The sequence below is a fragment of the Amycolatopsis sp. NBC_01488 genome (genome assembly GCF_036227105.1).
GTDB lineage: Bacteria > Actinomycetota > Actinomycetes > Mycobacteriales > Pseudonocardiaceae > Amycolatopsis.
Genome location: NZ_CP109434.1, coordinates 8,783,157 through 8,796,303 on the forward strand (window position 1 = coordinate 8,783,157; position 13,147 = coordinate 8,796,303).

10 protein-coding genes are annotated in these 13,147 nt (G+C 71.1%); 6 read left to right on the top strand and 4 right to left on the bottom strand.

The window, feature by feature from the left end; translation table 11 throughout:
* Positions 1 to 33: 33 nt before the first annotated feature.
* The 4 genes from OG738_RS41255 to OG738_RS41270 form a co-directional block, all read right to left on the bottom strand.
* Positions 34 to 600, bottom strand: a complete 567-nt coding sequence (locus tag OG738_RS41255) for an FKBP-type peptidyl-prolyl cis-trans isomerase (RefSeq protein WP_329049247.1) — start codon at positions 598 to 600, stop codon at positions 34 to 36.
* A gap of 10 nt (positions 601 to 610) precedes the next feature.
* The gene (locus OG738_RS41260; protein ID WP_329049248.1) at positions 611 to 2,860 is read right to left on the bottom strand and encodes a HelD family protein; all 2,250 of its coding nucleotides are present in this window, start codon (positions 2,858 to 2,860) and stop codon (positions 611 to 613) included.
* Between the two features lie 56 nt (positions 2,861 to 2,916).
* Entirely contained in the window at positions 2,917 to 3,429 is a 513-nt protein-coding gene (locus tag OG738_RS41265; protein ID WP_329049249.1) for a hypothetical protein, read from the bottom strand.
* An 89-nt stretch (positions 3,430 to 3,518) separates the two neighbouring features.
* The gene (locus OG738_RS41270; RefSeq protein ID WP_329049251.1) at positions 3,519 to 4,499 is read right to left on the bottom strand and encodes a heme o synthase; all 981 of its coding nucleotides are present in this window, start codon (positions 4,497 to 4,499) and stop codon (positions 3,519 to 3,521) included.
* 295 nt (positions 4,500 to 4,794) lie between these two features.
* Between OG738_RS41270 and tkt the strand changes: the two genes are divergently transcribed.
* The 6 genes from tkt to pgl are packed head-to-tail and all read left to right on the top strand — an operon-like array spanning position 4,795 to position 12,949.
* Positions 4,795 to 6,897: a transketolase gene (gene tkt / locus OG738_RS41275; RefSeq protein ID WP_329049252.1), complete on the top strand. Its 2,103-nt coding sequence runs from the start codon at positions 4,795 to 4,797 to the stop codon at positions 6,895 to 6,897.
* A 14-nt stretch (positions 6,898 to 6,911) separates the two neighbouring features.
* Positions 6,912 to 8,024 (top strand): transaldolase, encoded by a 1,113-nt coding sequence (gene tal / locus OG738_RS41280; protein ID WP_329049253.1) that lies wholly within the window; start codon positions 6,912 to 6,914, stop codon positions 8,022 to 8,024.
* A gap of 8 nt (positions 8,025 to 8,032) precedes the next feature.
* A complete protein-coding gene (locus OG738_RS41285) occupies positions 8,033 to 9,655 on the top strand; it encodes a glucose-6-phosphate isomerase (RefSeq protein ID WP_329049254.1) in 1,623 nt (540 codons plus the stop codon).
* A complete protein-coding gene (gene zwf, locus OG738_RS41290; protein ID WP_329049256.1) occupies positions 9,652 to 11,175 on the top strand; it encodes a glucose-6-phosphate dehydrogenase in 1,524 nt (507 codons plus the stop codon). Before OG738_RS41285 ends, zwf begins: the two co-directional genes overlap by 4 nt.
* The gene (gene opcA / locus OG738_RS41295; protein ID WP_329049257.1) at positions 11,172 to 12,173 is read left to right on the top strand and encodes a glucose-6-phosphate dehydrogenase assembly protein OpcA; all 1,002 of its coding nucleotides are present in this window, start codon (positions 11,172 to 11,174) and stop codon (positions 12,171 to 12,173) included. Before zwf ends, opcA begins: the two co-directional genes overlap by 4 nt.
* A complete protein-coding gene (pgl, locus tag OG738_RS41300) occupies positions 12,170 to 12,949 on the top strand; it encodes a 6-phosphogluconolactonase (protein WP_329049259.1) in 780 nt (259 codons plus the stop codon). The genes opcA and pgl overlap by 4 nt, the downstream gene beginning before the upstream one ends.
* Positions 12,950 to 13,147 lie beyond the last annotated feature (198 nt).

Consider the following 13,147-nt stretch of genomic DNA (forward strand, 5'->3'; position numbering starts at 1 on the left):
TCCCGGGAAAGCCACTCCCGGGAAAGTGGGGGTTCAGCCCTTGTCGGTCGGAACGGAGACCGCGTCCGTCACGAAGACCAGCGTCTCGTTGGGCTTGATGCCCTGGCCGCCCTGGCCGTACGCGAGGTCCGGCGGGATGATCAGCAGGCGGCGGCCGCCCTGCTTGATGCCCACCAGGCCCTGGTCCCAGCCCGGGATGACCTCGCCCGCGCCGAGGTTCAGGTCGAACGTCTGGCCGCGGTCGAACGAGCTGTCGAGCTTCTGCTTGTCCGACCACGTCACCAGCAGGTAGTTCATCTTCAGCTTCTGGCCGGCCTTGGCGCCGTTGCCGGTGCCCTCGGACAGGTCCTTCGTGATCAGCTTCTTCGGCGGGTCGCAGTCGTCGGGAATGGTGATCGTCGGCACCTCGCCGAACTTCCCGGTCGTCTTGACGTCGTCCGCGGTGCATTCGCGGCCCTTGCTCTGGTTCGCCTGGGCGGCGCTCGACGACGGGACGGGCGGCCCCGCCGGGGCGGCCGTCTGGGTCTTGGTGTCCTGGCCGCACGCGGCCAGCGACAGCGCCGCCGCGGCGACGACCACGAACTTCCCGATCTTCTGCATGCCCGGCACCCTAGCCAAGCACGGAGAGTGCCGGGACGTCGTCACCCGTGGCGACCACGCCGAGCCGCCGCGTAGCGCGGGTCAGGGCCACGTACAGGTCGTTGAGCCCGCGCGGCGAGCCCGCCACGACCTCGTCCGGCGCGACCAGCACCACCGAGTCGAACTCCAGGCCCTTCGCCCGCTCGACGGTCAGGACGCTCAGCCGCTCGTCGTGCTCCGAAAGCCACGACGACACGTCGTCGAACCGAGCCGAGGGCACCAGGACGGCCACCGTGCCACCGTCCACTTCGGACAGTTCGCGCGCCACCAGCCCGGGCAGCGACGCGGCGAGGGAAGCCGGGCGCGCCGACCACGGCGGCACTCCGGTCTCCCGCACCGAGGACGGCGCCGACAGCGCCGGATCGACCTCGGCCAGCACCCGGGCCGCGACGGCCATGATCTCCGCGGGCGTGCGGTAGTTCACGGTCAGCTGCTCCAGGCGCCACCGGTCCGCGACGTACGGCGAAAGCGCCTCGCCCCACGACCGCGCTCCCCCGGCCGCGCCGGTCTGCGCGACGTCCCCGACCAGCGTCATCGACCGGTTCGGCGAGCGGCGCATCAGCAGCCGCCAGTCCATCGCCGACAGCTCCTGAGCCTCGTCGACGATCACGTGCCCGAACGTCCAGGTCCGGTCCTGCGCCGCCCGCTGGGCGGCGGTCAGCTCGCTGCGCGCGACCTGGCGCTCGGCGAACAGCTCGGCGTCGAGGACGTCGGAGACGCGCAGCAGCTCCTCGTCGATGATCTCCTCGTCCTGTTCGAGGATGTCGAGCACGCCCTCGGCGTACGCGCGGTCCTCGCGCTCACGGCGTTTGCGCTCGACGCGGGCTTCGGTGTCGTCGACACCGATCAGCTCGGCCAGCTCGTCGAGCAGCGGCACGTCGGCCGGGGTCCACTTCGCGTCGCGGCCGCTCTCCAGCAGCGCGCGGTCCTCCTCCGACAGCAGCTTGCGGGCCGCGCTGGCGAGGCGTTCGCGGTCGGCGAACAGGTCGTCGAGCACGCCTTCCGGGGTCAGCACCGGCCACAGCTCGTCGAAGGCGGCAGCGACGTGCTCGTCCGCGGCCAGCTCGGCGCGGATGTCCTGGAGGTCCTGCCCGTCGAGGAGGTCCGCCCCCAGCTTCCGGGCGGCCTGGCGGGTCAGCGCGTCGAGGACGTCGGAGACGAACAGGCGCCGCGCCGGGTTGTGCGGGCGCCGCGAGCGGCGGGCGCGGGTCCGGGCGTCGGTGCACGTCTTGCGGTCGAGCTTGAGGACGTCGTGCTCGTACTCGATCTCCAGCACCGGTTCGGGCACGCGCTGGCGGTCGCGGACGGCGTTGGCGAGGACGTCGGCCATCGTCAGCCGGCCCTTGACCTCGGTGGTCTCGCGCGACTCGACGCCGTCGGCGTCCAGGCCCGGGTAGAGCTGCCCGATCGTGGCGAGCAGCACGCCGGTCTCGCCGAGCGACGGCAGCACCTGGCCGATGTAACGCAGGAACGTGCTGTTCGGCCCGACGACGAGCACGCCGCGGGTGGTGAGCTGCTGCCGGTGCGTGTAGAGCAGGTAGGCCGCGCGGTGCAGCGCGACGGCGGTCTTGCCGGTGCCGGGGCCGCCCTGCACCACCATGACACCGCCGAGCGGCGCGCGGATGATGCGGTCCTGCTCGGCCTGGATGGTGGCGACGATGTCGCTCATCTCCCCGGTGCGCCGCTGCTCGAGCGCGGCGAGCAGCGCGGCTTCGCCGGCCAGCCCGAGGTCCTGGCCCTGGTCGGCGGCGGTGAGGTCGAGGATCTCGTCGTCGAAGCCGGTGACCTTGCGGGTCAGCGACCGCAGGTGCCGGCGCCGCCGCACGCCTTCGGGTGACGCGGCGGTGGCGAGGTAGAAGGGCCGCGCGACGGGCGCCCGCCAGTCGACGAGCAGCGGCTGGTAGTCGTCGTCCTCGTCGAACAGCCCGAGCCGGCCGATGTAGGTGGTCTCCTCGGCGCCGCCGGGGACGAAGTCGAGGCGCCCGAAGGCGAGGCCCTGCTCGACGGAGCCGAGCTGGGCGAGCCGGTCGGTGTAGAGGGTGGTCGCGACGTCGCGCTCGGTGCGAGCCTGCGGGGTGCCGCCGGTCTGGCGGAGGGTCTCGTCGAGACGCCGCTGGGCTTCGAGGCGCTCGGCGTCGAGCTTCGCGTAGAGGGTGGTGACGTACGCCTGCTCGCGGGCGAGCTCGGCGGAGAAGTCGTCCGAGGAGACGGACAAGAGCATCCTGCTTTCGCCTCAAGGAAAAGGGCCAGCCAAGTTTAACGGCGACCGGCGCGCGATCATTCCTCGCCGAGAGCGCAGTACGGGTACACCTCGGCGGCCGCGACGGCGGCGGGAACCTCCCGCTCTCCCGGCGCGCACGACACGCTCGCCGGGGGCAGCTGCTCGCCGCCGATGAGCCGGCCGCCCGCGTCGCGCCGGATGACCGCGGCTCCGCGGCTGGTCAGCGCCCGGCAGTTCGCCGAGCGGTAGCGCACGCCGCCCGGGACGACGGTGGCGGTCACGGGCGTGAAGCCGCCCAGCGCCTCGGGGGCGAGCCAGGTGACCGGGCCGAGCACGGGCCGGTCGAGCACCACGCCGATCCGCTGCCCCGGAGTGAGCACGGGCACCTCGACCGTGCGGGCGCCGGACGTCGCCGGGATCCGGTAGGCGGCCAGGGTGCTGGTGTTCTCCAGCACGGCGACGCCCGCTCCCTGTTCCGCGACGCGGACGGCGCCGCCGTCGGGGGCGGCGTCGGCCGGTCCCGCGACGGCCGTGATCCGGGACGGGATGGCGCAGCCGGTGCCGAGCAACCGGTTCTCGTCGAGCGGGAGCTTCCCACGGCCGAGCAGGACCAGGAGGCCGAAGACGACGACCGCGGCGACCGCGACCCCGGCCCGTCTCAGAACGGGAGACCGAGGGTGGGCAGGCCGATGGCCGAGTCGACCGCCAGCGCCACGAACACGATCATCAGGTACGTGTTGGACCGGTGGAACAGCGCCATCGGCTTGGTCTCTTCCCCGCGCCGGACCGCCGCCTGCAGGCTGTGGGCGTAGAAGAGGAACCAGCCGCCCGCGAGGATCGCGAAGGTGCCGTACAGCCAGGACGTCACCGGGAGCAGCAGGAGCGTCCACGCCACCATCACCCACGAGTAGATGACGATCTGGCGGGCGACGTGCTGGGCGGTGGCCACGACCGGGAGCATCGGGACGCCGGCGCGCTCGTAGTCGTCGCGGTACTTCATGCCCAGCGCCCACGTGTGCGGCGGCGTCCAGAAGAAGATGACGCCGAACATCACGAACGCCGGCCACTGCACGGTGCCGGTGACCGCGGCCCAGCCGATGACGACCGGCATGCAGCCCGCCGCGCCGCCCCAGACCACGTTCTGCGACGTGCGCCGCTTGAGGCCGAGCGTGTAGACGAAGATGTAGAAGAGGATCGTCGCGACCGCGAGGATCGCCGACAGCAGGTTCACCGTGAAATAGAGCACGACGGCCGAGGCGACACCCATCACCAAGCCGAAGATCAGCGCACCGCGCCGGGGCACCGAGTCCTTCACCAGCGGACGGCGCTTCGTGCGGTTCATCACCTTGTCGATGTCCGCGTCGATCACGCAGTTGAGCGCGTTCGCGCTGCCCGCGGCCATCGTCCCGCCGACCAGGGTGGCCAGGACCAGCCACGGCGAGGGGATCTGACGGCCGGCGAGGAACATCGCCGGGATGGTGGTGACCAGGAGGAGCTCGATCACCCGCGGCTTCGCCAGTGCGGCGTAGGCGCCGACGACCCGGCGGATGCTTCGCCGGTCACCGTGCGGTCGATCACCGGTCGGGTGCACGGCGCTGGTGTCTTCACTGCGTCCGTGCGCAGCGTTCACCAACGACATTTCACTCCCTGCGTCAGGTTCGGGCGGGCAAGTCCGGGTAGGCAGTGGTGGTGCCGCGCAAACCTGCCGGACTGAACCCTCGAACGATGTTAGACGTGGTGAATCCCGTGGGTGATCGCGGGTCGGGAACGGGTCCAAGCACTAGGCTGGCCGCGACGGTCCGCGATTGCCCCTGCGCACGGCCGCGAGCAGGAATATCGTCTCTTCGGGATCGATTGAGATAGATGTCCGTGCGCACGGGTAACCGGAACGAGGAAGACCAGCCGCAACCATCATGACCGGGAGTTGGAGTTCAGTGTCCGATACTGCCCCTACCAGCGAGAACAACCCACTCCTCCGGCGTAACGTCCCCGCCGACTGGACCGACACCGACACCCGCGCCGTGGACACCGTCCGGGTGCTCGCCGCGGACGCGGTCGAGAACTGTGGCAGCGGCCACCCCGGCACCGCGATGAGCCTGGCGCCGCTGGCCTACACGCTGTTCCAGCGCACGCTGCGGCACGACCCGAACGACCAGCACTGGCCGGGCCGCGACCGGTTCGTGCTGTCGGCCGGGCACAGCAGCCTGACCCTCTACATCCAGCTGTTCCTCGCCGGCTACGGCCTCGAGCTCGAGGACCTCAAGCAGCTGCGCAAGTGGGGCTCCAGGACCCCGGGTCACCCGGAGTACCGGCACACCGACGGCGTCGAGACCACCACCGGCCCGCTCGGGCAGGGCCTGGCGAACGCCGTGGGCATGGCGATGGCCGCCCGCCGCGAGCGCGGCCTGCTCGACCCGGACGCGGCGCCCGGCGAGAGCATCTTCGACCACCACATCTTCGTGATCGCCTCCGACGGCGACATCGAAGAGGGCGTCACCTCCGAGGCCTCGTCGATCGCGGGCCGCCAGGAGCTGGGGAACCTGATCGTCTTCTACGACGACAACAAGATCTCGATCGAGGACGACACGAACATCGCGCTGTCCGAGGACACCGTGAAGCGCTACGAGGCCTACGGGTGGCACACCCAGGTCGTCGAGGGCGGCGAGGACGTCGTCGCGATCGAGGAGGCCATCAAGAACGCCAAGGCCGAGACGCAGCGGCCGTCGTTCATCGCGGTGCGGACGATCATCGGTTACCCGGCGCCGAAGAAGATGGGCACCGGCAAGGCGCACGGCGCCGCGCTGGGCGCCGAAGAGGTCGCCGCGGTCAAGAAGATCCTGGGCTTCGACCCGGACCAGTCCTTCGTGGTCGAGGACGAGGTGCTCAAGCACACGCGCCAGGCGCTCGACCGCGGCAAGGCCGCGCACGCCGAGTGGCAGGAGAAGTACGAGGCCTGGGGCCAGGCCAACCCGGAGCGCAAGAAGATCGGCGACCGGATGGCCACCCGCACACTGCCGGAGGGCTTCGCCGACAACCTGCCGAAGTGGGAGCCGGACGCCAAGGGCATCGCGACCCGCAAGGCCTCCGGTGAGGTGCTCAACGCCCTCGCCGAGCCGCTGCCGGAGCTGTGGGGCGGCTCGGCCGACCTGGCCGAGAGCAACAACACGACGATGAAGGGCGCCGACTCGTTCGGGCCCGAGAAGGCCGCCACGGACATGTGGCAGGCCACGCCCTACGGCCGGACGCTGCACTTCGGCGTCCGCGAGCACGCCATGGGCTCGATCCTCAACGGGATCGCGCTGCACGGCGGCACCCGGCCGTACGGCGCGACGTTCCTCATCTTCTCCGACTACATGCGCCCGCCGGTCCGGCTGGCCGCGCTGATGAAGGCGCCGGTCACCTACGTGTGGACGCACGACTCGATCGGCCTCGGCGAGGACGGGCCGACGCACCAGCCGATCGAGCAGCTCTCCGCGCTGCGCGCGATCCCGGGCCTCAACGTCGTCCGCCCGGCGGACGCCAACGAGACCGCGTACGCGTGGAAGGCCGTGCTGGAGGACATCCACCACCCGTCCGGCCTGGCGCTGACCCGCCAGAACGTGCCGGTGCTCGAGGGCACCAGCGCCGAGGGCGTCGCCAAGGGCGGGTACGTCCTGGCGGACTCGGACGGCACCCCGGACGTGATCCTGATGGCCACCGGCTCCGAGGTCCAGCTCGCCGTCGAGGCCAAGAAGACCCTCGAGGCCGACGGCGTCAAGGCGCGCGTCGTGTCCATGCCGTGCGTCGAGTGGTTCGACGCGCAGGACGCGGCCTACCGCGAGTCCGTCATCCCGGCCGGCGTGAAGGCCCGCGTGTCCGTCGAGGCGGGCATCGCCCAGTCGTGGCACCGCTTCACCGGTGACGCCGGGGTGAACGTTTCGATCGAGCACTTCGGCGCCTCCGCCGATGCCGCCACACTGTTCCGTGAGTTCGGGTTCACCGCGGAAGCAGTCGTCGAGGCCGCGCGCCGCTCGATCCAGAACACCAAGAATTCCTGAAGGGGATGACAGTAATGAGCACAGACAAGCTCGCGCAGCTGTCCGAAGCCGGTGTTTCGATCTGGCTCGACGACCTTTCGCGTGAACGCCTGAACACCGGCAACCTCGCGGGCCTGATCCGCGACAAGCACGTCGTCGGCGTGACGACCAACCCGACGATCTTCGCCAACGCGATGTCCAAGGGTGACGCGTACGACGAGCGCACCCGGGAGCTCGCGGCCCAGGGCGCCGATGTCGAGGCGACCATCCGAGACCTGACGACGACCGACGTGCGCAACGCCGCGGACCTGTTCCGCGACGTCTACACCGCCACGAACGGCGTCGACGGCCGCGTCTCGATCGAGGTCGACCCGCGCCTGGCCAAGGACTCCGACAAGACGGTGGTCGAAGCGCAGGACCTGTGGAAGACCGTGGACCGGCCGAACGTGCTGATCAAGATCCCGGCCACCGAAGAGGGCCTGCCGGCGATCACGAAGACCCTGGCCGAGGGCATCAGCGTGAACGTCACGCTGATCTTCTCCGTCGAGCGCTACAAGAAGGTCATCGAGGCCTTCTTCGCCGGGTTCGAGCAGGCGAAGGCCAACGGCCACGACCTGCGCGGGATCCACTCGGTTGCGTCGTTCTTCGTGTCCCGTGTGGACACCGAGATCGACAAGCGGCTCGACGCGATCGGCACCGACGAAGCCAAGGCCCTGCGCGGCAAGGCGGCCGTCGCCAACGCCCGGCTCGCCTACGCGGCCTTCGAGGAGCTCTTCGCGACCGACCGCTGGAAGGCCCTCGCGGCCGACGGCGCGAACGCGCAGCGCCCGCTGTGGGCCTCGACCGGTGTGAAGAACCCGGACTACTCCCCCACGCTCTACGTCGACCAGCTCGTGGTGAAGGACACCGTCAACACGATGCCGGAGAAGACCATGGACGAGGTCGCCGAGCACGCCGAGATCACCGGGGACCAGGTGACCGGCCGCGGCGCCGAGGCGCAGGAGGTCTTCGACAAGCTCGAAGCCGTCGGCATCGACATCCGCGACGTGTTCCTCACGCTGGAGAACGAGGGCGTCGAGAAGTTCGAGAAGTCGTGGACCGAACTTCTGGACACCGTGAACGGGCAGCTCGAGAAGGCGAAGGGCTGAAGCACGACATGACGACAGGTGAAAAGACCGGCGTCGAGATCGTGGACGCCGCACTGGCGGAGCGCGCCACGCCGCTGGCGGAGCAGCTGGTCAATGACCAGGCCGCTTCGAAGCTGGCGGCGCAGGACGCGACGCTCTGGGGGCCGGACGCCGAATCCGAGGCGTCGATCCGGCTGTCGTGGACAACGTTGCACAAGTCGTCGCGGCCGCTGATCGGCGAGATCGAGGCGCTGCGGACCGACCTGCGGTCCGAGGGCGTCGACCGCGTCGTGCTGGCCGGCATGGGCGGCTCGTCGCTGGCGCCGGAGGTGATCACCGCCACCGACGGCGTCGCGCTGACGGTGCTCGACACCACCGACCCCGGCCAGGTCGCCGACGCGCTGGCCGGTGACCTCGAGCGCACGGTGATCGTGGTGTCGTCGAAGTCGGGCGGCACCGTCGAGACCGACAGCCACCGGCGGATCTTCGCGAAGGCGTTCGCCGACGCGGGGATCGACGCGGCGCGGCGGATCGTGGTCGTCACCGACCCGGGCTCGCCGTTCCAGGAACTGTCCGAAAAGGAGGGTTACCGCAAGACCTTCCTCGCCGACCCGCACGTCGGCGGCCGCTACTCGGCGCTGACCGCGTTCGGGCTCGTCCCGGCCGGCCTCGCCGGCGCGGACGTCGCCCGGCTGCTCGACCAGGCCGCTTCGGCGGCCGACGAGCTGGCGGCCGACTCGGCCGACAACCCGGCGGTGAAGCTGGCCGCCGCGTGGGCCGCCGCGCACGAGACGGGCGCCGAGAAGGTGGTCCTGGCCGACTCCGGTTCGGGTATCAAGGGCTTCCCCGACTGGGCGGAGCAGCTGATCGCGGAGTCGACGGGCAAGCAGGGCACCGGGTTGCTGCCGGTCGCCGTCGAGAGTACGGAGGCCCCCGGCTTCGCCGACGCGAAGTCCGACGCCACCGCGGTCGCCATCGGGAGCCCGCAGGGCGCGGCGAAGATCGCCGTCACCGGCTCGCTCGGCGCGCAGCTCCTGCTCTGGGAGTTCGCGACGGCGCTGGCCGGGCGGCTGCTCGGGATCAACCCGTTCGACCAGCCCGACGTCGAGGCCGCGAAGAAGGCGGCGCGCGCGCTGCTGGACGACCCGGAGAAGCTGAAGGGCGGCGAGGAGCCGTCCAATGTGGACGGACCGGTCGAGATCTTCGGCTCCGACGGGGTTTCGACCGACGGGAGCCTGACCGATGTGCTCCGCGCGTTCTTCGCTTCGGCGCCGGACGCGGGCTATATCGCGGTGCAGGCGTACCTCGACCGGCTCGACGACGCGTCGACGGCGCTGCTGCGCGGTGAGATCGCCAAGCGCACCGGTAAGCAGACGACGTTCGGCTGGGGACCGCGGTTCCTGCACTCCACCGGCCAGTACCACAAGGGCGGCCACCAGAACGGCGTGTTCCTGCAGCTCACCGGCGCCGTCGAGCAGGACCTCGACGTGCCGGACCGGCCGTACACGCTGGGGCAGCTGCAGCACGCGCAGGCCCTGGGCGACGGGCAGGTGCTCGCCGAGCACGGCCGCCCGGTGCTGCGCCTGCACCTGACCGACCGGGCCGCGGGGCTCGCGGCGGTCGTCCGCGCGGTACAGGAGGTCGGCGCATGACCTGGACCAACCCGCTGCGCGACCCGCGGGACAAGCGGCTCCCGCGCATCGCCGGGCCGTCCAGCCTGGTGATCTTCGGGGTCACCGGCGACCTGGCCCGCAAGAAGCTGATGCCCGCCATCTACGACCTGGCCAACCGCGGGCTGCTGCCCGCCGGCTTCTCGCTCGTCGGGTTCGCCCGCCGCGACTGGGAGCACCAGGACTTCGGCGAGCTCGTGCACGACTCGGTCAAGGAGCACGCGCGGACGCCGTTCAAGGAGTCGGTGTGGAACCGGCTCGCCGAGGGCATCCGGTTCGTCCAGGGCACCTTCGACGACGACAACGCGTTCGACCGGCTCGCGCAGACGGTCAAGGACCTCGACCAGGAGCGCGGCACCGGCGGCAACACCGCGTTCTACCTGTCGATCCCGCCCGGCGCGTTCCCGGTGGTGACCAAGCAGCTGGCCCGCTCCGGGCTGGCCAACGCCGACGAGAACACCTGGCGCCGCGTGGTCATCGAGAAGCCGTTCGGCCACGACCTCAAGAGCGCCGAAGAGCTGAACGCGATCGTCAACGACGTCTTCCCCGAGGAGTCGGTGTTCCGCATCGACCACTACCTCGGCAAGGAGACGGTGCAGAACATCCTGGCGCTGCGCTTCGCCAACCAGCTGTTCGAGCCGATCTGGAACGCCAACTACGTCGACCACGTGCAGATCACCATGGCCGAGGACATCGGCCTCGGCGGCCGCGCGGGGTACTACGACGGCATCGGCGCGGCTCGCGACGTCATCCAGAACCACCTGCTGCAGCTGCTGGCCTTCACCGCGATGGAGGAGCCCGTCTCGTTCGAGCCGCGGGCCCTGCGCGCGGAGAAGATCAAGGTGCTCTCGGCGACGGGCCCGGTCGGGCCGCTGGGCAAGACGACCGCGCGCGGGCAGTACGCGGGCGGCTGGCAGGGCGGCACGAAGGTGCCCGGCCTGCTGCAGGAAGAGGGCTTCGCGAAGGACTCGAAGACCGAGACCTACGCCGCGGTGACCCTGGAGGTGCAGAGCCGCCGCTGGGCCGGGGTGCCGTTCTACCTGCGCACCGGCAAGCGGCTCGGCCGCCGCGTCACCGAGATCGCCATCGTGTTCAAGCGGGCGCCACACCTGCCGTTCGACTCGACGTCGACCGAGGAGCTGGGGCAGAACGCGCTGGTCATCCGGGTGCAGCCGGACGAGGGCATCACGCTGCGGTTCGGCTCGAAGGTGCCGGGGACCACGATGGAGGTCCGCGACGTCACGATGGACTTCGGCTACGGGCACGCGTTCACCGAGTCCTCCCCCGAGGCCTACGAGCGCCTGATCCTCGACGTCCTGCTCGGCGAGCCGTCGCTGTTCCCGGTGAACGAAGAAGTCGAGCTGTCGTGGAAGATCCTCGACCCGATCCTGGACCACTGGGCCAAGGAAGGGTCGCCGGAGCAGTACCCGCCGGGCACCTGGGGCCCGCCGTCCGCCGACGAAATGCTGGAGCGCACCGGCCGGAAATGGAGGCGCCCGTGATCATCGACCTGCCGTCCACCACGACTTCGGCACTGAACAAGAAGCTGGTGGAGATCCGCGAACAGGGCGGGCAAGTCGCGCTCGGGCGGGTACTGACGCTGGTGATCGTGGCCGACGACGACGCCAAGCTGGAAGAGGCCATCGAGGCCGCCAACGGCGCGAGCCGCGAGCACCCGTCGCGGGTGATCGTGGTCGCCAAGGGCGCGCGCACCGCGGCGCCGCGCATCGACGGCCAGATCCGGGTCGGCGGCGACGCCGGCGCGAGCGAGGTCATCGTGCTGCGGCTCTACGGCCCGCTGGCCGCCCAGGGTCAGAGCGCGGTGGTGCCGTTGCTGCTGCCGGACGCGCCGATCGTCACGTGGTGGCCCGGCGCGGGCCCGAAGGACCCGGACAAGGACCCGCTCGGCGAGCTGGCGCAGCGCCGGATCACCGACTCGGCCGCGGAGAAGAACCCGGTCAAGGCGCTGACCACGCGGGCCAAGGCGTACGCCGAGGGCGACACCGACCTGGCCTGGACAAGGCTGACGCACTGGCGCGCGCAGCTCGTCTCGGCGCTGGACCTGCCGCCGTTCGAGAAGGTCACCGGCGCGACGGTGACCGGTGAGGCCGACTCGCCGTCGACCGAGCTGCTGGCGGCCTGGTTGGCCGAGTACCTGAAGGTGCCGGTCAAGCGGGTCAAGAGCTCGGGTGCGGCGGGCATCATCTCGGTGACGCTGGACCGCCGGTCCGGTCCGGTGGAGCTGCACCGGCCGGACGGGCGCGTCGGCACGCTGACCCAGCCGGGGCAGCCGACCCGCCGGATCGCCCTGCAGCGGCGCAACACGCAGGACTGCCTGGTCGAGGAGCTGCGGCGGCTCGACCCGGACGAGGTCTACGAGGCCTCCCTGCACGGGCTGACCAAGATCACGTCCGGGACCAACGGCAAGACGGGGGCGCCGCCGAAGGCCGACGTCACGTCGCCTGCCGCCGCGGCCGCGGCTTCCAAGGCGCGTAAATGAGCAAGACGGAAGTAGTCGTCTACGCGAACCAGGACCTGCTGGCGGCCGCGGCGGCCGCCCGGCTGGTCACGCGGCTGGTGGACGTCCAGGCGGCCAAGGGTTCGGCGTCGCTGGTGCTCACCGGCGGCGGCACGGGCATCGCGGTGCTGTCGGAGCTGCGCGAGTCGTCGGCCCGGGACGCGATCGACTGGTCCCGGCTGGACATCTACTGGGGCGACGAGCGGTTCGTCCCGGCAGATTCGGACGAGCGCAACGAGAAGCAGGCCCGCGAGGCGCTGCTGGACCACGTGCCACTGGACCCGAAGCGGGTCCACGTGATGGCGCCTTCGGACGGCGAGTTCGGCGACGACGTCGATGCGGCGGCTGAGGCGTACGCGTCGGTGCTGGCTGCCCAGGCGGGCCCGGAGGACCACGGCGACGTGCCGTCGTTCGACATCATGCTGCTGGGGTTGGGCGGCGAAGGGCACACGGCTTCGGTGTTCCCGGAGTCCCCGGCGGTGTACGAGACCGACCGGTCGGTGGTGGCGGTGCGCAACTGCCCGAAGCCGCCGCCTACGCGGGTTTCGTTGACGCTGCCGGCGATCCGGCGGGCTCGCGACGTCTGGCTGATGACGGCGGGTGCGGCGAAGGCGGACGCGGTGGCGTTGGCGCTGTCGGGAGCCGGCGAGGTCCAGTTGCCGGTGGCCGGCGCCCGCGGGCACCGGCGAACGTTGTGGCTCCTGGACCGCGCGGCGGCGGGGAAGCTGACAAAGGTGTACCAGCCGCCGACGGCTTAGGTTCGGTGGTTCAGGGAGGCCCTCTCGGCGGTTGCCGAGGGGGCTTTCTCTGTTCGGCGGACCTTCTCTGTTCGGCGGAACTGTCGGGGGTTGCCGGTAGCGTGGAAAACGGGGGCTGCTCAGGCGGGCTTGCCGGCACTGCGCCGGCGCACCCCCGCGCCGGGCCCTGCGCCAGCTGCCACCCACTTCGCCGTGAGC

Bases quoted from the DNA above. Each gene is read 5' to 3' on its own strand.
- OG738_RS41255 (WP_329049247.1), bottom strand. From the start codon at position 600: ATGCAGAAGATCGGGAAGTTCGTGGTCGTCGCCGCGGCGGCGCTGTCG.
- OG738_RS41260 (WP_329049248.1), bottom strand. From the start codon at position 2,860: ATGCTCTTGTCCGTCTCCTCGGACGACTTCTCCGCCGAGCTCGCCCGC.
- OG738_RS41270 (WP_329049251.1), bottom strand. From the start codon at position 4,499: ATGTCGTTGGTGAACGCTGCGCACGGACGCAGTGAAGACACCAGCGCC.
- tal (WP_329049253.1), top strand. From the start codon at position 6,912: ATGAGCACAGACAAGCTCGCGCAGCTGTCCGAAGCCGGTGTTTCGATC.
- OG738_RS41285 (WP_329049254.1), top strand. From the start codon at position 8,033: ATGACGACAGGTGAAAAGACCGGCGTCGAGATCGTGGACGCCGCACTG.
- zwf (WP_329049256.1), top strand. From the start codon at position 9,652: ATGACCTGGACCAACCCGCTGCGCGACCCGCGGGACAAGCGGCTCCCG.
- pgl (WP_329049259.1), top strand. From the start codon at position 12,170: ATGAGCAAGACGGAAGTAGTCGTCTACGCGAACCAGGACCTGCTGGCG.